General features: G+C 44.7%; 26 protein-coding genes. 17 read left to right on the top strand and 9 right to left on the bottom strand.

The features are described 5' to 3' along the window. Positions 1-73 precede the first annotated feature (73 nt). Together KE627_RS10225 and KE627_RS10220 are read left to right on the top strand one after the other, a co-directional pair. Positions 74-292 carry a hypothetical protein gene (locus tag KE627_RS10225; protein WP_013727648.1) on the top strand — a complete coding sequence of 73 codons (219 nt, stop codon included), beginning with the start codon at positions 74-76 and terminating at the stop codon, positions 290-292. 128 nt (positions 293-420) lie between these two features. Then, a complete protein-coding gene (locus KE627_RS10220; protein WP_013727647.1) occupies positions 421-1455 on the top strand; it encodes a baeRF6 domain-containing protein in 1035 nt (344 codons plus the stop codon). Between the two features lie 51 nt (positions 1456-1506). Here the strand turns inward: KE627_RS10220 and KE627_RS10215 are convergent, their stop codons facing one another. Then, positions 1507-2283 (bottom strand): DUF4931 domain-containing protein, encoded by a 777-nt coding sequence (locus KE627_RS10215; RefSeq protein ID WP_056938941.1) that lies wholly within the window; start codon positions 2281-2283, stop codon positions 1507-1509. Between the two features lie 153 nt (positions 2284-2436). Between KE627_RS10215 and KE627_RS10210 the strand changes: the two genes are divergently transcribed. From KE627_RS10210 to KE627_RS10185, 6 genes are all read left to right on the top strand, one after another. Next, entirely contained in the window at positions 2437-3069 is a 633-nt protein-coding gene (locus KE627_RS10210) for a DUF3862 domain-containing protein (RefSeq protein ID WP_013727645.1), read from the top strand. Positions 3070-3108: 39 nt separating this feature from the next. After that, positions 3109-3396 (top strand): putative quinol monooxygenase, encoded by a 288-nt coding sequence (locus KE627_RS10205; RefSeq protein WP_013727644.1) that lies wholly within the window; start codon positions 3109-3111, stop codon positions 3394-3396. A gap of 310 nt (positions 3397-3706) precedes the next feature. Continuing rightward, entirely contained in the window at positions 3707-4132 is a 426-nt protein-coding gene (locus KE627_RS10200) for an OsmC family protein (protein WP_014939716.1), read from the top strand. Positions 4133-4553: 421 nt separating this feature from the next. Then, a complete protein-coding gene (gene ppcA / locus KE627_RS10195; RefSeq protein ID WP_013727643.1) occupies positions 4554-6062 on the top strand; it encodes a phosphoenolpyruvate carboxylase in 1509 nt (502 codons plus the stop codon). Between the two features lie 87 nt (positions 6063-6149). Continuing rightward, a complete protein-coding gene (locus KE627_RS10190; protein ID WP_056938940.1) occupies positions 6150-6569 on the top strand; it encodes a hypothetical protein in 420 nt (139 codons plus the stop codon). A 68-nt stretch (positions 6570-6637) separates the two neighbouring features. Further along, entirely contained in the window at positions 6638-8077 is a 1440-nt protein-coding gene (locus KE627_RS10185) for a C69 family dipeptidase (protein ID WP_013727641.1), read from the top strand. Positions 8078-8187: 110 nt separating this feature from the next. On the opposite strand, the gene KE627_RS10180 is transcribed toward KE627_RS10185, so the two are convergent. Further along, positions 8188-8646: a nitroreductase family protein gene (locus tag KE627_RS10180; protein ID WP_013727640.1), complete on the bottom strand. Its 459-nt coding sequence runs from the start codon at positions 8644-8646 to the stop codon at positions 8188-8190. 136 nt (positions 8647-8782) lie between these two features. Between KE627_RS10180 and KE627_RS10175 the strand changes: the two genes are divergently transcribed. From KE627_RS10175 to KE627_RS10145, 7 genes are all read left to right on the top strand, one after another. After that, a complete protein-coding gene (locus tag KE627_RS10175; protein WP_056938939.1) occupies positions 8783-9925 on the top strand; it encodes an NADH-dependent flavin oxidoreductase in 1143 nt (380 codons plus the stop codon). Between the two features lie 341 nt (positions 9926-10266). Continuing rightward, positions 10267-11196 (top strand): IS30-like element ISLpl1 family transposase, encoded by a 930-nt coding sequence (locus KE627_RS10170; protein ID WP_146971951.1) that lies wholly within the window; start codon positions 10267-10269, stop codon positions 11194-11196. Positions 11197-11347: 151 nt separating this feature from the next. Beyond that, a complete protein-coding gene (locus KE627_RS10165) occupies positions 11348-11713 on the top strand; it encodes a hypothetical protein (RefSeq protein ID WP_014939712.1) in 366 nt (121 codons plus the stop codon). After that, the gene (locus tag KE627_RS10160; protein ID WP_013727637.1) at positions 11710-12024 is read left to right on the top strand and encodes a hypothetical protein; all 315 of its coding nucleotides are present in this window, start codon (positions 11710-11712) and stop codon (positions 12022-12024) included. The genes KE627_RS10165 and KE627_RS10160 overlap by 4 nt, the downstream gene beginning before the upstream one ends. A gap of 15 nt (positions 12025-12039) precedes the next feature. After that, positions 12040-12486: a hypothetical protein gene (locus KE627_RS10155; protein WP_013727636.1), complete on the top strand. Its 447-nt coding sequence runs from the start codon at positions 12040-12042 to the stop codon at positions 12484-12486. Positions 12487-12644: 158 nt separating this feature from the next. Next, positions 12645-14057: an MDR family MFS transporter gene (locus KE627_RS10150; RefSeq protein WP_013727635.1), complete on the top strand. Its 1413-nt coding sequence runs from the start codon at positions 12645-12647 to the stop codon at positions 14055-14057. A gap of 27 nt (positions 14058-14084) precedes the next feature. Beyond that, positions 14085-14804: a sulfite exporter TauE/SafE family protein gene (locus KE627_RS10145; RefSeq protein ID WP_013727634.1), complete on the top strand. Its 720-nt coding sequence runs from the start codon at positions 14085-14087 to the stop codon at positions 14802-14804. 89 nt (positions 14805-14893) lie between these two features. Here the strand turns inward: KE627_RS10145 and KE627_RS10140 are convergent, their stop codons facing one another. The 4 genes from KE627_RS10140 to KE627_RS10125 all read right to left on the bottom strand — a co-directional run bounded on the left by KE627_RS10140 (position 14894) and on the right by KE627_RS10125 (position 19630). Then, complete coding sequence (locus KE627_RS10140) at positions 14894-15124, bottom strand: hypothetical protein (protein WP_056939208.1); 231 nt, start codon at positions 15122-15124, stop codon at positions 14894-14896. 318 nt (positions 15125-15442) lie between these two features. Next, entirely contained in the window at positions 15443-16918 is a 1476-nt protein-coding gene (aldA, locus tag KE627_RS10135; protein WP_056939209.1) for an aldehyde dehydrogenase, read from the bottom strand. Between the two features lie 125 nt (positions 16919-17043). Next, on the bottom strand, positions 17044-18165 hold the full coding sequence (locus KE627_RS10130) for an NAD(P)-dependent alcohol dehydrogenase (protein ID WP_013727631.1): 1122 nt from the start codon (positions 18163-18165) through the stop codon (positions 17044-17046). 286 nt (positions 18166-18451) lie between these two features. Beyond that, positions 18452-19630 carry an NAD(P)-dependent oxidoreductase gene (locus tag KE627_RS10125; RefSeq protein WP_013727630.1) on the bottom strand — a complete coding sequence of 393 codons (1179 nt, stop codon included), beginning with the start codon at positions 19628-19630 and terminating at the stop codon, positions 18452-18454. 81 nt (positions 19631-19711) lie between these two features. On the opposite strand from KE627_RS10125, the gene KE627_RS10120 reads away from it, so the two are divergent. Then, on the top strand, positions 19712-20338 hold the full coding sequence (locus KE627_RS10120) for a DapH/DapD/GlmU-related protein (protein ID WP_013727629.1): 627 nt from the start codon (positions 19712-19714) through the stop codon (positions 20336-20338). A 93-nt stretch (positions 20339-20431) separates the two neighbouring features. Further along, the gene (locus KE627_RS10115; RefSeq protein WP_056939210.1) at positions 20432-21016 is read left to right on the top strand and encodes a zinc ribbon domain-containing protein; all 585 of its coding nucleotides are present in this window, start codon (positions 20432-20434) and stop codon (positions 21014-21016) included. Between the two features lie 69 nt (positions 21017-21085). Here KE627_RS10115 and KE627_RS10110 read toward each other — a convergent pair whose 3' ends face one another. From KE627_RS10110 to KE627_RS10100, 3 genes are read right to left on the bottom strand one after another with little or no spacing between them, the layout of a single operon-like run. Beyond that, positions 21086-21802 (bottom strand): B3/B4 domain-containing protein, encoded by a 717-nt coding sequence (locus KE627_RS10110; protein ID WP_013727627.1) that lies wholly within the window; start codon positions 21800-21802, stop codon positions 21086-21088. Further along, positions 21799-22377 (bottom strand): GNAT family N-acetyltransferase, encoded by a 579-nt coding sequence (locus KE627_RS10105; RefSeq protein WP_153106607.1) that lies wholly within the window; start codon positions 22375-22377, stop codon positions 21799-21801. Before KE627_RS10105 ends, KE627_RS10110 begins: the two co-directional genes overlap by 4 nt. Then, positions 22346-22798, bottom strand: coding sequence for a MarR family winged helix-turn-helix transcriptional regulator (locus KE627_RS10100; protein ID WP_013727625.1), 453 nt, complete (start codon positions 22796-22798; stop codon positions 22346-22348). Before KE627_RS10100 ends, KE627_RS10105 begins: the two co-directional genes overlap by 32 nt. Between the last annotated feature and the right edge of the window lie 33 nt (positions 22799-22831).

Below are 22831 nucleotides of genomic sequence, written 5' to 3'. Positions count from 1 at the left end.
ATGATCATCCCCTGGTTGCCATTGCCAGTTGTGAATGCTATCTTTACAAGTATCATTATTGACGGAGGCTATCATGGATATTGTTTTAGCAGTTGTCTGGATTTTACTGGCCACAGCGGTGTTTACCATCGTCGTTGGTGCCTTTTATCTCATTTATAAAAATGCCCGCGGCCAGCCGGCACCTTTCAAATGGCGCCACCTGTTCGTCGCCCTGGCAGTATTAAGTCTACTTTTCACTCTTTTTGGCGGCTTAATGTCAATTATTACGAATCTCCAATACGGCAATCCTTGAACCCATGAGGATTGCTTTTTTTATCAAATCGCCGAATAAGACTTTGGATCCTGGATCTGTTATAATAGAAGTAGGTTATATAATTAAATAGTTATACCTAATATAAAAAATGAAGGAGTGTCCTACTTATGGCAACTATTATTTCTGTTTCAGATTTGGCGAAGTTACCTGACTTACAAGCACCGGTGATTACTTTGAATCTTAACTTGCGTAAGCTGTCGTTTGACCAAAGTGAACAACTCCGAGTTAAGAATATGCTGAAAAAAATCCAAAAAGAAGTCGGAGACGATATTGCGCCATTTATTGCCGATGTCAATGACCTGACCCGTGAGCAGCTGCCTTATGAAGGCATGACGGTGATTGCCGATCACCTTGGCAAAAATGTTTATCATTTGATCCGAACCAGTGTCGATGAGCCGGACTATCGAATTGAAGATGCAATTGACTTCCTGTTATTACTCAGTGAAGCACCTAATCAGGATTACACATTGATCGAATTAAACCGTGACAACAGTAAACTCTATCAACTTTCCAACAAGCGGGTCACCGCACTTGATGTCAAAGAGTATCCAGCCAATGTTAAAGAAGCCCTCGGTGAGGAATTGCGTGGCGGTGAACTGAACTTTAGTGCCCGCGGCGGCAACGCCCAATACCACGGTCATAACGAAACCACCCAGGAAAAGAAAATCGACCAGGAACGTTACTACCGGGTCATAATGGACTTCCTAAAGGGAAACGTGGAATTGGCACAACACCAATTCGTCTTGATGGGCCTATCTCAAAATATTAACCTATTCAAGAAAGTCAATAATGGCTTACAACTAGCCGACTTCGAGGTGGATCAGTCCGTTCAAAATGACACCACCACTGAGATTGCCAAATTGGTGAACACGGCCATTGAGACCTACAACCGTGAAAACACAGCTGAAGCCATTACCAAGATATTTAAGGACCAACTATTCACCGACTTCCAGAATATTGAAAATCTCTTAAAGTCCAGAGAAATTCGTCACCTATTCGTTGCTTCCCGTAACGAAATCAAGGCTGCGGATCCAAAGGTTTACACTAAAATCAACCAGATGATTAAGCAGGCATTAGCCCAGGATACCCGTGTGACTGTCGTTAATGACGATCCATCGGTTCCATTAGTCAGTGCGGTTTAACCAACTTCATGAATAATAAAAGGGAACGGCAAAATGCCGTTCCCTTTATTGTTATTGATTAGCCGACAGACGTTCTGAAATATCTGCCGCAATTTTTTCCAGTCGGCCTTCATTTTGGACTTGTGCAATTTTATAGCCCACAAAATATGGTGAGGTCGCATAACGTGGCACAATTTTGCAGTAAAATTTATTGGCCATTTCGTAGAAAAATAAGTTGTACGATGACAGCCGGCCACCCATGTAATCGTTCAACAGATATTTGACAATCACTTGGACAGCATCGGCCAAATCGTCAATATGACCAACTTCGTCGATGGCAATATTGATTTCGACAAACCCAATAATCGGTTGCGTGGATAATGTGATTTCACAGCGCTCATCATGAATCACTTCAACTCCGGTAAAATTACTGATATCAATATTTTGATAAACATCATAATTATCCAATCCGACAATTTGAAAATGTGGATGTCGTAAACTGCCGCCGGATAACGGGCCATAGTTCTTGTACATAATCGTGCTTTGATATTTATTGGACACAATCATTTGGTGCCAACATTTAAACGCAAATTCGAACACTTGACGATTCTGCTCAACTGAATAAGTGGAGGGTCCGCCAAGATGGTCACTGGATTCGATCACCACAGTCTGAAAGGTATCTTCAAGGGTCCGAAACTTATTGACCAGCCAAATTCGATCGTCGTCCTGTGCCAAAATGTTGGTCAAATGCTCAACATCACAAAACGGGCAGTACCCTTCCGGATGGCGAATATTCTCCGGCTTGCCTTGAGCCGCTTGATAATCAAATACTAACGGTTGATTTGCCAATTGATTCACCTGTCTTTCATTGAGAACTTTGTATGTTCATTATATTCGAAAACTGGCCGCGACGGTTAAAAAGTCCACGACTCGCCGCCCAAATAAGTATATAATGTTGTCAATCCAGCCAACATTTAGAACCATCTTGTCAGGGGGAATTTTATGGGAAAACCAATTACAGTTACACTCGCATTAATGAGCACACTGTTGCTATCAGCGTGTGGCACTTCGAATTCAGCCAAAAAACAGGTTGATCATCATTTTGACAGTCAAAAAACCGCCGCCGAATATAAACACGATCGAGAAGCTGAAGGGATCAATCTGGCCAATTTTAATCGGATTAATATTGGCGACATTACCGATGCCGCCTATGGTTCCTCGGAAGACCAAGTCCTCAAACTCTTCGGGACTCCTTCCCACGTTGGCACGGTCACCGTCAACGGCGTCACCAAGAAGACGACGCAGTATACCTGGAAGGATGTTTCTGCGACTTTCCCGGTTGCCAAGGTCAAAGTACAGTTTCTCAATCACAAAGCTGTCGGGAAATCCTATACGCCAGCTGCCAAGCGCAAGCAGCGAATCACTGCCAAATCAAAAATTAACCAGTTGGGTCTTGGAACTACATATCAAGCTGCGATTAATGCGTTGGGCACACCAAACGGCCAGTCGATTATCGGCCAGGGACCGATGTCAGCCAAATACTTACTCTATGTCACCGATAAAAACGGGACGGCGTACGATCTCACATTTACGGATGATAAATTGAACAATAAGTTCAAAACTTCGATATACTAAGGGTGTACATGCCCAAACATTTGATAGGAGGCTGCAAAGATGAAAGTTATCAACGTTGAATTGTCAGTTAAACCAGGGATGCAATCGGACTACGAAGCATTTATTGATGAATTGGTCGATGGCTCCCGTGGCGAAGCAGGCAACGTCAGCTACGACCATTTCAAGAAGCTCCATAGTGACACTGAGTATGAAATTATTGAACATTGGCAGGATGAAAAAGCTGTTGAATTCCACAACAATACGCCCCATTTCCAAAAATTTTTATCCGGGGTTGGCGACTTTTTGACTAAAGATCCTGTGATCATTCGAATGGATTATAACGAATAACGGCTCAAGAGGCTGGGACAAAAGTATACGCTTTTGCCTCGGCCTCTATTTTTGTGATCCCATATTATTTATCAAAAACGTGCGACGACGGCCAGCATGCTTGCCTAGCCTACATGGCAATCGGCTGATCCCGGCCATTTAAGCGCACAGATCAATCATTCCAAAACCAGGAATAATCGATCTGTGCGCTTAAATTCTGGGATCAAAACGCCTTTAGTCCCACTCTTTTTTTGATACCAACCTTTTTCTTTTTAATTTCATTGAAAGCGCTTATAATCGAGGTTAAAGAAATGTAGGAGGTACTAACAGAATGCAAGATGAAAGATGGAATAACCCGTTGTATCAAACCGAAGCTGTGAATGATGAAGGTCTGAACGGCCATGCTTATGTGCCGGATGGCATCAAAGTGGAAACCAGCAGCCCATTGAATTCAAAGCCGGGCACCAACCCGGAACAACTTTTGGGCATGTCTTTGGCCACCTGCTTGGAGGCAACCCTTCAAGCCGTTGAAAGAGAGCATGGTGTCCCCCACACCGCCGAGGTCCACGTCAAAGTGGCTTACATTGGTGAGCGGGCTGAATACCAATTCTTAGTTCACGCTCAGATCATGGTCAAAGGTGTTGACTTTGAAACCGCTGATCAATTTGCACAAGAAGCTGAAAACCGCTGCCCAGTTTCAAAATTACTTAAGAACAGCGGGAACTACACCGCTGAAACAGTTACGAGCTTTGATTAACCCAAAGAGATTGGGACGAAAGGCGATTTGATCCCAGAATTTAACGAATAAACGCAGTTATTCCGGACTTTGGAATGACTGCGTTTATTCGTTAAATGGCCGGGATCAGCCGTTTGTTGCAAGTTTTATCTATATAAAAGTGGTAATGAAGGTTGCAATGAAAACCAGCGTAACAATTAATGTCCCAACCTCTTTGATTGCGATAATGTTCTCAATCTCATCTAAAAAGCTGGTAATGTTTTCAAATAAGCTGTAATATTTAGTTGAAATAATTAATTAACTGTTTAAATTATTCATTAATATTCGGGTATTTAATTGTTTTATGAATTTGCACAATTTGCTAATATTATTTTCATGTTCACATTTTTTACTGTATAATCATTCTAAATGAACTTAATCAAATCTCAGGAGGCTTTCTTTTATGGATAGAAAAATCCCTAATATTATGGGTACTCAACATCCAGATAACGCAGGAGTTCCATTCTTCAAGCACAACGATAATGCATTTGTATCCGCATTTCGTGAAATTGATGAAGCTTACCAAAACTTTTCCAAGCTCGATGCCGATGAGTATATGTGGGACTGGGAAGGCAAACACGCCGATGCATCCGTCATTGACCGTTTGTACTCCGAGCACTACGAATATTTCCAAAAGCATCCCCTTGGCAAAGATAAGTACCTCACTTTCCGTCTGCCAAACATTTGGGAAGAAAAGGGCTACAGTTTGATGCAGGCAATGACCACCATCTTGTCCGCTGAAGACTTTGCTTACGATTTGGGATTCAAGGAACGACCGTTATTCGAAGCTATCTTGCCCATGACCCAATCAGCCGACCAGCTGATTTCCATGGAAGACAAGTTCGCCAGCCTTTCCCACTACAAGTCAACTGAATTTAATACCGGGCACAAAGATTCAGATACTCTGCAAATGATTCCATTGTTTGAAGGATTCGAATCCCAGTTACACGCCCCACAAATCCTGAAAAAATACCTTGAAATGTACAAAGACCACTTTGGCCGTGAATTAAGCTACATGCGGGTCTTCTTGGCGGGATCCGATTCCGCCCTTTCAAACGGTTTCTTGAACAGTATCATTGGGAACAAATTAGCCTTGACCGGCTTGGCAGAATTTGAACAAGAATCTGGCTTGCCGATCTATCCAATTGCCGGAACCGGAAGCACCATCTTCCGTGGCGGCCTATCACCAATGATGATTGACCGTTACCTCGAAGAATTCCCCGGTTTGAAGACGGCAACGATTCAATCGGCATTCCGTTACGATTACCCATTGGATGTGGTTGAACCAGCGATCATCAAACTGCGCGACGGCCTTCAAAAGAGCAAATTTGAAATTATCGATCACGACGACCAAGACATTCTCTTGGAAATCGCTAAAAAAGCCGCTGCAGAATATCACGAAACTTTGGATCCACTCATTAACGACTTACAGCCGGTATTTGATGCCTTTCCAAAGCGTCGGGACCGTCACCAACACGTCGGAATCATCGGTTACTCACGTGACGTTGATGGCTATAAGATGCCTCGTGCGATCACCTTTACCGGTGCCCTGTACTCAGTTGGGGTTCCGCCAGAATTCCTTGGAACTGGCCGCATCTTGAACAAGCTCAGTGACAAAGAACTGAACACCTTAATGAAATACTATCCAAATATCAAACACGATTATGCCCACGTTGCCAAATACTTCAGCAAGGACGCCTTGACTGCTCTTCAAGCCAAGAACCCTGCCTGGAAAGCGGTTGACGAAGATATTGAAGCAGTTGAACGACTATTCGATATTCAGGCCGGCCCACAGACACCTGAACAAGAGAAGCATGCCCAACTAGCCGCTGATCTGGTTAAGATTTCTGATAAAGAAACCAAGACCACCTTAATCAGTCGTCAGGCAATCTTGCGTAAGTTCTTAGGCTAATCACTAAAATTCCAGCTAGTCGGCTGGAATTTTTTTAACCAGACTTTTATACTAAAATTAGTTGAATTTTGAAAGGAGATTTTTTAGATGTTTAAGAAAAGTATCTTGTTGGCGGTAACAGCCCTGGGCCTTGGTGGTCTCGTATCTGTCACTCAATCCCCCGTTTCAAGCGCTGCCAGCATGCCCGGATCCTTGAGTTATCACAAAGCTAATTTTAATGCCAAAATCGGCACCAACTACAAATCATTTAAGCTCACTAATCACGCCCCCAACAGCAGCTACAAAAACATTAAAACCACTTCATGGAAGAAGAGCGGCTTAAAGGCTGGCACCAAAGTCCACGTTGATTTGTACGCCAACCAGGGATTGCAGTTCAACTGGTACCGGATCACCAAATACTCAACCAAGAAGGCCACTAAACACACCAAAGTTCAAAAATATTGGATTTACGGCCAAGCACTGGTACTTCCTAAATCAATCACCAACCAGTTAGCTTTAAGTTACTAAAATTTCTACCGTACCAAGCACCGCTTCCCAATCGAATCGATGTATTAAATTGAGAAGGAATGATTTGATTGAATAAATTTCAAACGACTTCCAGCTGTACCGCATTTTTAGCTGGAAAGAATGCTACAACTGACGGATCGACGATGATTGCCAGAAATGAAGATGCCGGCGGAGGCGTGAATGCCAAGCGCTTTGTGGTGGTGAACCCGACAGATCAACCCAGCGAATACGTTTCGACCTTTAACCAATTTCGGGTTAAGCTCCCAAACAATCCGCTGCGCTACACCGAAACACCCAACGCTGACGTTAGTGATGGCCTCTGGGGCGAATCCGGGATTAACACTGACAACGTTGCCATGAGCTCAACTGAAACCGAATTTACCAACACCACCATGCTGGGGTTGGACCCGCTGGTGGCTGACGGTATCGGTGAAGAGGCCATGCTGACTTGTGTCCTCCCCTACATCCATAATGCCCGTGAAGGCGTCAAACGTCTGAGCGATTTGGTCACCAAATTTGGCACTTGTGAAAGCAACGGCATCGCCTTTTCAGATTCAGATGAGGTCTGGTACTTCGAAACAGTCGGTGGGCACCATTGGGCTGCCGAACGAATTCCGGATGACGCTTATGCGGTCGCACCTAATCAAACCGGCATTCAAGAAATCAACTTTGATGATCCTGACCACTATATGTACAGCGACGACCTGAAAGCATTTGCCGATAAGTATCACTTGAACAAGGCCCGTTCCGGCTTTAACTTCCGTGATATTTTCGGTGAGGACGTTCAAGCGGATCACTACTACAACACCCCGCGGGTTTGGTACGGTCAAAAAATGTTTAACCCGGAAATCCAGCAGAATCCCGAAAGTCGGACAATGCCATTTACCAGAGTTGCCGATCATTTGATTTCAGTTGAAGACATTGCCTTCTTTTTGAGCAGCCACTATCAAGGCACCGAGTTTGATCCTTATGGGAAGACCGGAACTGAAGAATCACGGTTGCGCTATCGACCAATTGGTATGAACCGCAACCAAGAGATACATATCCTGCAAATTCGTCCCGATTTTCCAGCCGAACACGCCGCCATTCATTGGCTGGCCGAAGGTGTCAATGAGTTCAACGCGCCAGTACCATTCTTTGCCAACTGCACTGATACCCCGGATAACTTTAAGCACACGCCGCTGCGAACCACGACAGAAAGCTTTTATTGGCTGAATAAGTTGGTTGCCATGTTGGCTGACCCCTTCTTTGCCGAGCATGATCTCGAAGCAATGACTGCGGTTTCTGAAAGCCGCAAGTTTGGCTTTGCCAACGGCCGGGCTGCAGTGGCGACTGCAGATGCAGAATTTAAAAACATTGCCAAGGACAAGTTACCTGAGTGGCATAATCAGGTTAACGACAAGATCGCTCACGCAATTACTGAGAACGTGAAGGATTTGCTGCATCAATTGCTGTTGCTGCGAGCTGAAAAGATGGTACCAACCTTTGAAAAAGGCGGGGAATTATAACCGGTCCACGACCCGCAATTCGTCAGATAAAGAATCCCCAGCTTAACTGTCAAATCAAAAATGGATTAGCACCCAACAAATCGTTGAGAGCTAACCCATTTTTTTGAATATCATTTCACAGTATTTGTCTTAATCCGATCCAACGGAATTTCCCGTGGTGTGAATGTATCGTTGGTCTGGCCAAGGGTCAAGGCAAATGCCGGCTTAAAACCATCTGGAACGACTCCGCTTGGAATGGATTCCAAACTGGCCATATTATAGTTGGCACCTAATCCCTGATCTTCAGCGGCCAATTCCATGTTGTGAACGATCGCGCCGGCTGAAATCTCATCGGAGGCACTCTCTTCCTTCACTGAAACCACAATCACCGTTGGGGCTTCATAAATGCCAGTCATTTTTGACAAAACAGTTGGATCTTGGATCACCGTCAATCGATAATCATCATAGCGCCCCATCCCAACCGGACTGGCGTTGGCTGCAACCAAAATTTCGTGCAGCTGATCATCGGACACTTGGCCCGAATACTCACGAACTGCTTTACGTGACTGAATCATTTTCAATGTTTCCATCAACTATCACTCCTCCAATTTTGTTTCCACTTCTATTGTAAACGCTTTTTTAGGAAAATGAACCAAACATTTTCACCTGGAAATTTTAGGTTTGTTTGGTACACTCAAGGTATTAATCATCATCAGGAGGTCTCATATGACAAAATATAATTTCCTACAACCAACCCAATTAAGAAACGGTGTCACCATTAAAAATCGCATCGCAATGTCACCGATGACCGAGATGTCCAGTTTTGAAGACGGTTCGATCACCGGAGACGAAATCGACTACTTCCGATTGCGTGCCGGTGGCCCCGGCATGATTATTACCGGCTGCGCCAACGTCAATGATCTGGGCAAAGGCTTTGAAGGCGAACTCAGTGTCGCACATGACAACATGCTGCCCGGGTTGTCGCGGCTTGCCAACGCCTTCAAAATCAATCATACCAAAGCAATTCTTCAAATCTTCAGCGCCGGTCGAATGAGTAACTCGCGGGTACTGCGCGGCCATCAAACCGTCTCTGCCAGCGCGGTCGCTCCACAACGCTTGGGTGCCGAAACCCCTCGGGCGCTTTCCGCTGAAGAAGTTGAGCAGACCATTCAGGACTTCGCCAACGCCACTCAATTGGCCATTGACGCCGGTTTTGATGGCGTCGAACTCCACGGTGCCAACACCTATTTGATTCAGCAATTCTTCAGTCCCCATTCCAACCGCAGAACAGACCACTGGGGCGGCTCCTTGGAAAAACGGATGAACTTCCCTTTGGCGGTTGTTGATGCATGCGCAGCCGTCATCAAGCGTTCTGATAACCCAAAGTTTATCTTGGGCTACCGGATTTCGCCTGAGGAACTGGAAAAGCCTGGTATCAGAATGACCGACACCCTGGCCTTGGTGAAAGAACTCAATCAAAAGCCAATTGATTATCTGCACATGTCATTGGCGGATGCCTGGCAGGGATCAATTGTCGATCGCGATGACCAGCAGCCGCTCTTCGAAAAAGTCCAAGCAGTCCTGGCGGATGATTTACCATTGATGGTTGTCGGCCATTTGGCATCCCCAGCTCAAGTTGCCAAGTTGATTGACGCCGGCGTCCAATTTGCCGCCATGGGCCGTGAGTTGATCCGTGAGCCCAAGTGGGTCCAAAAAGTTGAAGCTGGTGATGAAAAGGCAATTCGCTATACCTTCTCATTGCGGGATTTGGACGAATTAAAGGTAACTCCGCCCCTGCTTAACTTCTTGCGGACTGCGTTTAAGAAGGGCTTCCCGATCTCGACGGATGAGAAGCAAATTCGAATTTAATTTTATTGATTATTATGCCAATGAGCCATTATTTGATAACTGCAAATTCCAACGATTACAATGAATCCCAACCAGGTACAAGCCCACAATACATGTGGTAATGACACATAGTAATCAATCAAAAACATGACGATCGACGCAATAATGATGGTGAAAATATAGACCGTGCGCAATTGCTTCACTCCTATTCAATGTATTTTATAAATTCATTGTCCCCTAAAAATATGAATAAATTGTGAATTGGTAGATTGTAAAATTAATCCGAACGCTGTTCGGGCAAAAAAGATCAGCTTCCTTTAAAATGGTGTTTACCACAAACCCATCTTTTAGGAGCTGATCTTTTGTCTAGTATAACCTATTCCGAACGAATTAAAATCGAAACCTTTTGTGAACTAGGGCTGTCCAATATCCAAATGGGCGTTCGGCTGAACCGATCACCGTCAACAATTTCTTATGAATTATCTCGATGTCAACCTTATCAGGCTGAATTAGCACAAACAGATGCCGAATACAAGCGATCACGATGTGGTCGGAAAACTAAGCTGAGCGATGAGTTAAAGCAAAAAATTCTCAACCATTTACGTCTAAGCTGGTCACCAGGAATGATTGCTCACGAATTTAAACTAGCTACTAAATCTATTTATAATTGGCTAAATCAGGGGAGAATTGATTTCTCCTTGAATGATCTACCTGAACATGGCGTACGCCAACGGCGTAACGTTGACCAACGATCCAAATATAATCAATCTTTGGGGCGATCAATTGAACAGCGTCCCATGATGATTAATCAACGTAATCGCATCGGCGATTTTGAACTAGATACAGTCGTTGGTCCTCGTGGGCATAGTAAGGCAGTTTTATTAACTTTAATCGATCGCAAATCACGGTTCCTTTGGGCATACCGGTTAAAAGATCGGACGACAGCGACTGTTAATGAAGCACTAACTAAGTTCCTAACCACTTTTAATGGTCCGGTGCACAGCTTTACTGTGGACCGTGGCACTGAGTTTAGTGGGCTAGTATCACTTGAATCACAATATGGTATTAAGACCTATTACTGCCATGCTTATACGCCAGCTGAGCGCGGCAGTAATGAACGATTTAATCGGAACTTACGCTATTTTTATCCTAAGGGGACTTATTTTGAGCACATTAGTGCTCAAGGCTTGAAAACCACCTTACTCGAAATTAATCAGAGACCACTTAAAATACTTGACTGGCAAACACCTTATCAGGTCATGCTGACCAATTTGTCAAAAAATTCGGATTAAATTTGCAATCTACCAATTAGCCAAATAAACTGTAACATTTTCCCAATCCCAAGGCCAGCAATCACTTCGGCTCCAGGCTTCATTTATTTAAACTGTTCCCCTTGACGTTTAGAACATATGTTCGTATATTAAACGTATGGGGGTGTTCAACATGATTCGAGACGTTCCACGCGACCAATGGCTCTACAACGACCGCGGCATGGTGAAGTGGCTGGGTTACTTTTTGAGTGACCATACCCAGGATATGGCTGACAAAAAAGTCGACGAGGTCCCGACTCATCGATTGCCGGAACAGGATCCGGAAGTCATCGACCGCGTTTTGCAGGACAGTTGGCAGAATTCCAAACAAATTACCCTTCAATTAAATGATGACGGCTACTTAAACGTTTATAATATAAGTGGCATTGTAATTGGCACTAATGGTGATCTAATCTATCTTCAAACCGACAAGCTGGTGACCATCAATGTCAATGATATTCGCCACGCGAAACTCAAAGAAGGAAGTAAATCAATTTGAAACAGACCATGAGCGTTCCCTGCACCAACAATGAAATCACCATTATGGTTGACTCGATCAACTACCAGTACCTGGCATTACGCCGGGCATCCTTAGACGTTGCCCCACTCGAACAGGTCAACGTCACGTTAACCGACGAAGACGTCGACGGTCACGCCTACTACGAAGTGGCCGGCTTTAGCGTCGCCCAAAAAGCCCAGCTGGCATCCGTTGATTTGGTTCCGGGAGACTACGTCGTCTATCGGGCAGTCCCCGGCAGTGAGCCAAGCATGGTCATTCAATTGGTTAATAAATTTGACCAAGCAAATTAATTGGAGATGACAGTCATGAACAAAGGCACGCAGTTAATCGTAACGGCGATTGCGTCACTTGGCTTTTTGGGAGCAGTAACGACATCAACACAAGCGGCAACCTGGCACAAGGGAACCCCAACAGCACTACGCGGTCACTGGAAAGACAAAACGATTAACATCGGTAAATACTTTGGCATGAAGAAGTTTGATAGCTATGAATCTGTCCGGGTTCGTAAAAGTAGTGTGAATGCCTATTTAACGCAGTCAGCGGGCTGGCACATTACCGATACCAAATGGAAAGCGATTGGTAAAACCGCCTACACCATCGTCGGCAGAAACGAACTGAACAAATTGCACCAGGCCCGATTCACTTTCAAACGAGTTGGTCACGGATACGTTCACGTGTATTATGACGGTAGTAACATTGCGGCAGAAACGCCATTTTCACCGAACTTTTATCGGGTATCTAAGAAAGCTTAATAAAAGCGTGGAATTGCATGATTACAATTCCACGTTTTTATTTATTCTGCGATTAGTGATTAACTATATTCCTATTGCAATTATCCATTATTAAAATTACACTATTTAGAGTTGCTATTTTTCGAAATGCAAAAAATACATATTTGGAAGTCCTGTTAATGTCAAAGCAAAATCGTTATTCGCTCATCATTATGATCTTCGGTGCCTTCTTCGGCATTCTCTGTTCAACGCTCATGAATGTCGCTTTGCCAACCTTTATGAAGGTGTTCGCCATTTCGTCCGGTACGGTTCAATGGATTAGCAACGGCTACACCCTGGTCAACGCGATTATGATTCCGGTCAGTGCTTATCTGACCAAGAAGTTCACATTTCGTTCTCTGTTTATTTTTTTCGTCAGCGTCTTTTTAGTTGGAACGATTTTTGGTGCCTTGGCACCTAATTTCTTCACTCTCATCATCGGCCGCATGATCCAAGCAATCGGTGCCGGAATGATGATGCCCCTGGTAAATACCCTGGCAATCCGCTACGCCGAGCCCGGCAAAAAAGGTGCCGTGATGGGAATCGTCGGCTTGGCATTTAACTTTTCGCCGATCATTGGCCCAACACTTTCCGGTGTTATTTTGAACTATTTCTCATGGCGCTACCTATTCATTTTGGTGCTGCCGTTTATCGTCATTGATTTGGTAATGGCCACGATTGCCCTGCCCAAGATCCCTACTAACCAGGAACCTCAATTTAACACCGAAGGCCTGATGACCATCAGTTTTGGTTTACTGGGACTTCTATGGAGTTTTTCAAACGTTAGTCAGTTCCCTATCACATCTCTAACAGTCTGGCTGCCATTCGTCGTCGGTGTTGTCTTAATCACGATGTTTGCCGTCACTCAAGGAAAATCCGACCATCCGTTTGTTAATTTGGCCGTCTTCAAAAACAGTCAGTTCACCACTGCCACTTTGGTCAACTCACTGATTGTCTCGACGATGTATGGTAATACGATTCTGTTGCCGCTGCTAATCCAAACGATCATGGGTAAGAGTGCCATCATCTCCGGACTCTCTTTACTGCCGGGAGCGCTACTAACTGGTTTTATGTCACCAATCAGTGGCCGGCTGTTCGATCGTTATCCGGTGCGGATCATTGTGACCACGGGTATTCTAATCGATTGTTTTGGTACCATGATGCAGGCATTCATTGACGTTAACGCTTCGGTGCTGATGTTGACAATGGGCCAGACAATCCGCCAGCTTGGACTGGTCTTAATTCTCATTCCAATTCAGACCCAGGCACTATCCTATCTCCCCAATGAACTAATCGCTGACGGGGTCGCTGCCTTCAACACCTTGCGACAAATCGCGGCATCGTTTGGAACGGCCATTATTGTGGCCACCATCAACATTGCCAGTCACTTTTTTGCTGGCCACGCCAATTATCAACAAATGGGCATTCAGGCCGGCTTTACCATGTGTTTAGCCTTCTTGGTCGTCGCGCTCTTTATGTCCCGAAAACTTTACACCAAACAATCACCAAAGCTTCACCGGAAGTCTCAGAGGAACTTATCACACGTCTCGTAACGGAGATGACTTGAGAGGAGGATGGTCATGACTAATTTCATATTCGTGCTCCTGCCCGCTGTCCTTGCTGGGATTGTCCAGGGGGTTACCGGATTTGGCTCAGCAATTGTCTTGATGGTCTTTTTACCGACAATCTTGCCCATCCCCCAAAGTGCCGGGGTCGCATCCCTGATTATGTCGGTTTCCAACATCATGTTGGCTTGGCGTTATCGGCACAGCATCCAATTCAAACGAATCATCTGGCCGTTTGTCGTCTATGCCAGTGTGGCCTTTATGGCATTACAACTAGTCAACTCAATCAATGTCCATTTACTGAAATCCATGCTGGGTGGTCTGTTGGTTGCCCTCTCACTGTACTTTTTGTTCGTCAAATCAGAAGGCCGGAAACATTATCCCATTTATATTGCCATTATCTTTATGATCGTTTCCGGCTTCTTCAACGGCTTGTTTGGAATTGGTGGACCGTTGATGGCGCTCTACTTCCTGTCCTTGGCAGATACAAAAGAGGAATATCTCGCCAGTATTCAGGCTTTCTTCTTGATTGATCAATTGTATATCACAAGTATTCGTTTCTATAACGGTATTTTAGGTTTAATTGACGTCCCCCTCATATTGTTGGGAATCGTCGGTGGCGTGATCGGAACCATGATCGCCAACCGGATTACGGTCCACATGAATATCTCAATGATTCAAAAATGCGTGTTTGTGTTGATTGGGGTCAGTGGCGTCTTTTACCTGGTTCAATGATTCAATCTTTACTGTATGTATAATATAGCGGCCTGCGCTTGGTTGAGACCAGTGCAGGCCGCTATTTTGATGGGATATGATATGAACCTTCAAGCTTTCAAAAAGACAACAAAATAAAAGACTAGGCACAGGACGCCGAGGATGATATATAAAATACCAATGGCTTTCTTATGCCGACCAACCGACTTTTGATCATCGCGGAAAAGATTTCCAGCAACGATTCCTGACCATTTTCCCCTGATCACCATTAAGCCTGCGACAATCAAAAATAGGCCAACACCACATGTTAGTATCCCGCCGATGATATTGGATGGTGTCATTGTGTCTGCCTCCTGTGGGTTTGTTGGCTTTATTATATGCCAGGATGGTGTGGGAGTGTCATTTTTTCTATTTATCACATCGGTTAATATTCGTTCGGATTTCAGCTATTTTAGTCATACATAAAAGGCATCCACCGACAAACTTTCTTGTGCGTTTGCTGTGGGTGCCTTTTTGGTGGGTGGTTCACTGTTATTTGGATAAAATGTGCTCCGACGGGCCAGAGGCTAACTTCTAAGCGCACTTTAATTAAAGTTCCAAACCCAGGAACTTCAATCAAAGTACCCTTAGAAACCGCCTCTCCCGGCCCTCGTCACGCTCTAGCCTTCAGCCTTCTCCGGATGCCCTTGCAGGTAAATAACATGAGTATTCAAGAATTCTTCGATACCATGACGACCATCATCGCCGCCGATACCTGATTCTTTCCAGCCTGAGTGTGAACCATTCATAGCTTCAAAGTTGAATCGGTTGATGTAAGTTTCACCATCTTCGAGTTCGTTGGCAGCACGCATTGCGTTGTCCAAGTTCTCGGTGTAGATTGATGAAGTCAAACCGAAGTCAGAATCATTAGCCATTTCAATGGCATCGTCCAAAGTCTTAAAGGTCAATACTGGCAGTACTGGGCCAAAGATTTCGTCTTGCACAATTTCTGAATCTTGTTTGACGTTGGTGATAACCGTTGGTTCGTAGTAGAAGCCATTTTCGATGTTCAACTTGTGACCACCGGCTGTGACCTTGCCACCAGCTTGAACGGCCCGATCAACCATGCCAGAGACTTTGTCCAAAGCTTCTTGGTTAATCAGTGGACCCATACCAACGTTTTCATCTTTCATAACGTTACCGACAGTGATCTTTGACATCTTGTCTGATAACTTCTTGATGAACTCATCGGCAACATCTTCCTGAACGTAGACCCGTTCACAGTTGTTGCAAAGTTCACCATTGTTATCAACACGTGAGTCAATGATTGATTGAACTGCCAAATCAATGTCAGCATCTTTGCAGACAATGGCTGGTGCTTTACCACCTAACTCCAATGAAACTTTAGCCATGTGGGTTGCAGCACCTGCCATGACCCGTTTACCAGAATCAACAGAACCGGTCAAACTAATAATGCCGATCTTCTTGTTCTTGGTAAGTTCGTCACCAACAACTGAGCCACGACCTGAAATAATGTTGACAACACCCTTTGGAATCCCAACTTTTTCAACAATCTTGGCAAATTCAAGTCCCAAGTTTGGTGTGTCTGAAGATGGCTTCATCACAATCGTATTACCAGTTACCAAAGCTGGACCCATTTTACGGGCAATCAGGAAGAATGGGAAGTTCCATGGTAAGATGCCGGCGGCAACACCGATTGGCTGCTTGGCAATCATGATATTTTCATTCTTGTTGTCGGATTGAAGAATTTCACCTTCATAAGTTCGAGCAGCACTGCCCATGTAATCGAAATAGTCAGCTGAGAACATGATTTCAGTGGTTGCTAATGACTTGATTTTACCTTGCTCTTCTTGGAGCATTTCAACCAAGTGATCCTTCTCGTTACGAATTTCAGTGGCAACATCGTGTAGATATTGACCACGGGTAGCAGCTGGAACTTTCTTCCATGATTTTTCAGATTCGTATGCAGCATCGATGGCTTCTTTGGCCTCTTCACGAGTTGCAGCTGGAACTGTCGAAATCTTCTCACCAGTTGATGGGTTTAAAACAGTAATTTCGTTACCTGACTTTGAATCCATGAATTTTCCGTTAATGTACATTTGATAATGTTTTAATGCAACAGCATTTTGTGCCATAATAGTTGCTCCCTTTCAAGATACCTGTCGAAAACAGTGTAATTGAACGCCATCTGGCAGGAACAAATATTTTTATTGTTTTAATGAAACTTTTGGATGCCTTGATGTGAGTTTGTGGAAACGTGTTACTTACCAGGCTTGTAGTCTTCGTCAATAACCAGTACTGGCTTGATCGTCTTACCACTGACAGAATCAGCGTTAGCTTGGTTAATATCATCGAACTTGTAGAACTTTTCAGTCTTGTCGAAGTCAAACAATCCCATCTTGTAGAACTTGATCAAACGAGGGATATCGACTTGAGGAATTGAGTCACCCATGTTGACACCAACGACTTTCCGGTCGCTGACACATAGATCGTTCCAAGTATCCAGATCAACGTGTTGGTCGGTAACGGCGATTGTTGCAGTGGTGCCGCCTTGTGCCAAGGCCTTGATTGATGCTTCCATGACAGATTTAACACCAGTGGTATCAACCGCATAGTCAACACCATAGCCGTCAGTCAAATCTTGAATAGCTTTAACCGGATCAGTGTCTTTACTGTTAATGGTATCTGTCGCACCTAATTCCTTGGCTAACTTCAAGCGGTCAGGAACGATATCAACGGCAATGACTTTGGTGCAGCCGGAAATTCGGCCGGCCATCATTGCGGCCAGGCCAACGGCTCCAGTACCAAAGACAGCAATGGTTGAACCTGGTTCCGGCTTCAAAGTGTTGAAGACCGTGCCGCTACCTGTGACATAGCCACAGCCAAGAGGTCCTAATTGACGCAAATCCAAGTCCTTATCAACTTTAACCGCGTTACGTTCACGGACAACAGTGGTCGTCGTGAATGAGGATTGGTCAAACATGTCGGCAACTTGGTGACCATTTTCAGTAAAGTGGGCACTACCGTCAGGACGAACACCTGACAAGTTGTTTGCTGCGTAATTCAAGCATTGGGTTGGAATTCCCTTTAAACAGTTGATACAGTTGCCACAGCCATAAAATGACAGAACAACGTGATCACCGGGCTTGAAGTCTTTAACTTCAGGGCCCACTTTTTCAACAATTCCTGATCCTTCGTGGCCAAGAACGATTGGGTAACCAATTTCGGCAGTTCCTTTTCGTAAAGCTTCGTCTGAATGGCAGATCCCACTGGCAACCATATGAACTTGTAAATCGTCAGCCTGCATATCTGCTAATTCGACGTCATCTTTCATTTCGAAGTCTCCGCCTTTTTTGTTAACAACAGCTGCTTTAATTCGCATAATCACATCTCCAAATACTATATTTGTTATTTAGTGAGCAATTGCAAACAACAGAAAAGCAAATGATTATCCAGCGCTTAAATGAGTGCGAATATGTGAATTAATCATTTGCTTTTTTCAACTAACAACCGCTTACAATGCTTATTATAGGCGGCTGAAAATTAATTTCAATACTTCTTTTGCTTTTTATTTGTGAAACGAGCTCGTCAAATCACGAGACCCGTACTCCCACTTTCAGTCTCATAATTTCAAAAAAATTCGAAGGTTGTGAAACACTTACTAAAGTTTACTGCCATTCTCCCTGGGTTGGGTTGTTCAACAACCTGACCCGAATCATCCCGTCAATCTGATTAAGTTCATTTAACAAAGTCTGTGTTTGTTGCTGCGTGATTTCCGCCAAATCGGTATTCACAATCGTATAGCCATAACCGTCCATGGTGTTTCCCATCATTTCTTGAACCGGCAAGTCATAGCGACTCATAATACCGGCAACATCCACCCAGAATGTGTCTCTGGCGTGGAAGAAAAACGTCAGCCGTTGATTACTCATGAACGGCAAATCAACCCGGGGAAAGTTGACCGAGCTTCTGACGGTGCCATATTCCAAAAAGTCCAGCAGGTTCTGCAAAATCAAGTTCGCAGAATGGGTCAGCGCCTCAATCGTATTGCCGCCTAAATGTGGCAGCAGAGTAATCTTTGGATGATCCTGGAGTTCCGTTTTCGGAAAGTCACACACGTAACCGGCAAACTCGTTATGATTCAAGGCCGAGACCACCGCCTGATTATCGACAATCTCGCCGCGGCCAAAATTCAGCAGATAAGCGCTATCCTTCATCATTTCAAATTGCTTGGTAGACAACAGCTGGTTGGTTTGATCGGTCAGCGGGAGTAAAATCACCACAAAATCGGCCTGCTCCAACACTTCATCAATGGTATCCAATTGCTGGACGTGACGTAGATTCTTGAAGCTGCGGTTATAGCCGATAATCTGCATCCCCATGTGGTAGCAGGCATCCGCCAACCGCTGGCCGATCGTTCCCAAGCCAAGGATCCCAAGTGTCCGTCCATAAAGTTCCTCGCCAATAAAATCGCCCCGTTTGGCTTCGGCAGCGGCCTGCAAATCCTCACCCGGGGCAACTTTGAGCTGCTGCATCATTTGAACGGCACCATTCAGCGGACGCAGACATCTGAAAAGGTTTTGAATAATGAGCTCTTTGACGGCGTTGGCGTTAACCCCCGGCGTGTTGAAAACGGCAGTCCCGTTGGCGGTTGCCGCATCGACGTTAATCGTGTTCGTGCCAGTCCCGGAACGGGCGATCAGCAGCAATCGCTTGGATATCAAGCTATCATCAACCTTGGAACTCCGCACTAAAATGGCATCCGGGGTATCGGTGTTGGAGGTACGAAAGACGTCTCCAGCAAAATCGGTCAGGTCAAACCGATCAATAGTCTTTACTTCAAACATTTGTAAGCTCCTTTTAACTAAATAGTGTGAAAACATATTATAATAGTTTTTAGAAATTATTTTGAGAAAGAGGTTGGTCGTATGCATATTGATTTTGTAAAGTTGTCAAAAGATAAACCAACGATTGGAAAAATGACTCAAACCAAGAATACTACATTCGGGGAATGGGTGGAAATAGGAAGCAGCAATTTAATCGATAATAGTTCAATTGGTGATTATACCTACACCGGCCAATATTGTTTTATTCAAAACAGTGACTTGAAAAAGTTCATCAGTATGGCAGCGATGATTCGAATCGGACCGACCAATCATCCCTACGACCGGCCTGCCCAACACATCTTTGCCTATAACGGCGGCGCTTACGGTTTCGATCATCCAGACACCGAATTCTTGGAAAAAAGAACCCACCTGCGGACAACCATCGGCAACGATGTCTGGATTGGCCACGGCGTGATCATCCAAGCTGGCGTGACAGTTGGTGATGGTGCCGTTATTGGTTCAGGTGCCGTGGTGACCAAAGACGTGGAGCCCTACACCATCGTCGGCGGCATCCCTGCCAAACCAATTAAGGATCGTTTCCCTGACGAAATTAAAACCGATATGGAAAAAATTGCCTGGTGGAATTGGTCTAGAGAGGATCTTGAGAAATATTACCTCGATTTCCGGCTGCCGGTGAAAGAATTTATCGATAAACACCTGCCTAATTAACGATAATTTTGCACTTACCTGTTCCCACCAAGCAAATCTTTGCTATAATTAATTGGTATATTCGCAAAGGTACATATTGGAGGAGCATGAGAAATGTCTGAAGAAAAGACTAAGTCCTGTGTCATGTGTGGGAAAACCATCCCGGCATACTCAAACTTTTGTCCATACTGTGGCGCCAAGCAGCCATGGCTTGAAGAAGATGAAGTTCAGAATAAAGATGTTGAACAATTTATGAAGTGGTACCAAAAACCGGTTGGCAAGTTTATCTCACTGGTTGCTGCCGCGCTCGTCATTTATTTTGTCGGCAGTCTATTCACCCTACAGGATGGCCCGGGTCATAAAACGGTGGCTCGTGAACTGAACCAGTATCTGTTCAATGCCCAAGATAAGACGCCCTACGGCAAGAAACCATCCGTTGAAGCCGATAAGAACAAGGGCGTTACCATCAAGGTCAGTCAGAACAGCCAAGCAGTCAAAGAACTCAAGGCTGGTAAGCCCGATAAGTGGAACTATTTGGTTAATCGCTCGCGTAACCGTTCGAAGGCTTTCCACAAGGTTTACGCTAATCAGGCCTACGCTAAGTTCAAAGTAATTGATAAGCATGATAAAAAGAAAGTTTTGCTGAAAGTTGATAGCGGTGATATTAAGTATAATATTGCCGACAAGTATCACAAATAAGCTCGGAACCAAAATTAAAGGCGGTTGTCACATCCCCAAGCAAGGGAATGTGATAACCGCCTTTTGAATTTATTTAGCAATGACAATCTCAGGATTTTCAGCATTCAATTGTTGAAGCTGACCAACAACTCCAAAATATTCTTTGCAGAGACGTTGAATTTCTCTGATGGCAACATCTGAGCGGGCCGACTGATCCTCATTAATCGATTCAATATCGATGATCGGATTGGTGGTGTCCTCGGTCAATTCAGTCCGCTGATTTTCGCGCCAGTTAAAGCAACGACAAACTGCGCCTTTATCGTCCATATAACAAATCTCACCGGGTAAAGCCGGCATATCTTCGGTCTCACCGTATGGCAGGAAGGATTCGCCACCCTTGGCTTCTCCCAGGTGCATGTCCCCAGCAATGGCGTCGACGTTTTCACCACCAACGGAGACTCCGTACTTCAGTGATTGGCTGTTATAAATATCGACTAACGGTGCAATCGGTGAAAATCGTTTTCCGTGACTGACCCGTTTTAATAAGGCCTCAATCGTTGAGCGGGCGCCCTTCTTGGTTTTAAACTTCCGGAATGCTTCCCGCCACTCGGCAACCACCGGATTATCACGGAATGGGTCGACGGTGATAAATTGTTCGGCCGCCTCGGTGCCCTCATCCAGGAGTTTCTGGAAATACGGGTCGTCCTTTTCATTCACGTGATTATCGATGCCATGTAAGGTCATCACGTCAATATGGATGTCTGGAAATAATTCGATGGTTTTGGGATCTAAAATGAATTTTTTCATGAATGCTGGCTCTCTCCTTCAATTGTTCGGCTCATAATGAGGTCGCGTTGGCGGCTCTCGCCCAGCGTGAAGACATGATCGCCAGTTTGTTTGAAACCAAATTTTTGATATAACTGTTGAGCGACAAGATTATGCTCCCAAACGCCCAGCCAAACAGTCGAACGGTGTTTATCTTTTGCCACCGCCAATGCTTGAGCCATCAATTTCGATCCGATTCCCTGCCGTTTGAAAGCTGGCTTAATATAGATGCGTTGAACTTCCAAGGCATGGTTGCCCATCGCTTCTGTCTGGGCATTGCCGACGTTGACCTTCAAATAACCGGCTACTTGGCCATCCACCAAGGCGAAAAAGAAATCGGAATCCGCATCGGTGAGTTCTTGTTTGAGCCGGTCAAGATTATACGATTCATCCAAATACTGATTCACGTTGGCAGGACTATTTTCCGGACCAAACGTGTCAGCAAAAGTCTCTCTGCTGATCTGCTGCAGTTCTGAAAGATCTGCCAAAGTACATTTTCTAATCACAATTGTCACAAGTTCATCCTCAATACTTTCTAAGATTGCCTTTTTTAACATAATGCCAGTCATCGTCAATGTTGGCACTAACTTTATGCAAAAGGCGTTCCAGTTGGTCGGCCTCATCGTCGGTGATGGACTTTAGCGCCACCTGGTTGGAATACTGATTCTCCCGCAAAATATTCGGATAGGTCGCCTGTCCTTTTTCTGTCGGAAACAAGCGCCGAATCTTTTGGTTGGTCGAATCAGGCCGTTTAACCACAAAGTCCTTTGCCGCCAGCTTATCAATTGCTCGGGCAGCCGTGGTTCGGTCGACCTTGATCATTTCTGCCAATTGGTCTTGAAAAATCCCGGGGTGCTCACAAATCCGGGCCAAATATAAATACTGGCCCTTGGTAAGATCAAACCGTTTAAATTCAACGTTGGCAATTGAATCCAAGGCTCTGGCAATCGCACCGATGGGTCGTAAAATCTCTGCCACTTAATCAGCCCTTTCTTGATAGAATTGATTCTA

The organism is Lentilactobacillus buchneri, assembly GCF_018314255.1.
Taxonomy (GTDB): Bacteria; Bacillota; Bacilli; order Lactobacillales; family Lactobacillaceae; genus Lentilactobacillus; species Lentilactobacillus buchneri.
Note: the sequence above shows the minus strand (reverse complement) of the source record. Positions and strands in the feature narration are given on the sequence as shown.

Coding starts and splice junctions, on each gene's coding strand:
- KE627_RS10155 (WP_013727636.1), top strand. CDS start 12,040: ATGAACAAAGGCACGCAGTTAATCGTAACGGCGATTGCGTCACTTGGC.
- KE627_RS10210 (WP_013727645.1), top strand. CDS start 2,437: ATGGGAAAACCAATTACAGTTACACTCGCATTAATGAGCACACTGTTG.
- ppcA (WP_013727643.1), top strand. CDS start 4,554: ATGGATAGAAAAATCCCTAATATTATGGGTACTCAACATCCAGATAAC.
- KE627_RS10150 (WP_013727635.1), top strand. CDS start 12,645: ATGTCAAAGCAAAATCGTTATTCGCTCATCATTATGATCTTCGGTGCC.
- KE627_RS10110 (WP_013727627.1), bottom strand. CDS start 21,802: ATGAAAAAATTCATTTTAGATCCCAAAACCATCGAATTATTTCCAGAC.
- KE627_RS10165 (WP_014939712.1), top strand. CDS start 11,348: ATGATTCGAGACGTTCCACGCGACCAATGGCTCTACAACGACCGCGGC.
- KE627_RS10200 (WP_014939716.1), top strand. CDS start 3,707: ATGCAAGATGAAAGATGGAATAACCCGTTGTATCAAACCGAAGCTGTG.
- KE627_RS10140 (WP_056939208.1), bottom strand. CDS start 15,124: ATGACACCATCCAATATCATCGGCGGGATACTAACATGTGGTGTTGGC.
- KE627_RS10225 (WP_013727648.1), top strand. CDS start 74: ATGGATATTGTTTTAGCAGTTGTCTGGATTTTACTGGCCACAGCGGTG.
- KE627_RS10145 (WP_013727634.1), top strand. CDS start 14,085: ATGACTAATTTCATATTCGTGCTCCTGCCCGCTGTCCTTGCTGGGATT.
- KE627_RS10105 (WP_153106607.1), bottom strand. CDS start 22,377: ATGTTAAAAAAGGCAATCTTAGAAAGTATTGAGGATGAACTTGTGACA.
- KE627_RS10220 (WP_013727647.1), top strand. CDS start 421: ATGGCAACTATTATTTCTGTTTCAGATTTGGCGAAGTTACCTGACTTA.
- KE627_RS10175 (WP_056938939.1), top strand. CDS start 8,783: ATGACAAAATATAATTTCCTACAACCAACCCAATTAAGAAACGGTGTC.
- KE627_RS10205 (WP_013727644.1), top strand. CDS start 3,109: ATGAAAGTTATCAACGTTGAATTGTCAGTTAAACCAGGGATGCAATCG.
- aldA (WP_056939209.1), bottom strand. CDS start 16,918: ATGGCACAAAATGCTGTTGCATTAAAACATTATCAAATGTACATTAAC.
- KE627_RS10180 (WP_013727640.1), bottom strand. CDS start 8,646: ATGGAAACATTGAAAATGATTCAGTCACGTAAAGCAGTTCGTGAGTAT.
- KE627_RS10115 (WP_056939210.1), top strand. CDS start 20,432: ATGTCTGAAGAAAAGACTAAGTCCTGTGTCATGTGTGGGAAAACCATC.
- KE627_RS10130 (WP_013727631.1), bottom strand. CDS start 18,165: ATGCGAATTAAAGCAGCTGTTGTTAACAAAAAAGGCGGAGACTTCGAA.
- KE627_RS10125 (WP_013727630.1), bottom strand. CDS start 19,630: ATGTTTGAAGTAAAGACTATTGATCGGTTTGACCTGACCGATTTTGCT.
- KE627_RS10190 (WP_056938940.1), top strand. CDS start 6,150: ATGTTTAAGAAAAGTATCTTGTTGGCGGTAACAGCCCTGGGCCTTGGT.
- KE627_RS10120 (WP_013727629.1), top strand. CDS start 19,712: ATGCATATTGATTTTGTAAAGTTGTCAAAAGATAAACCAACGATTGGA.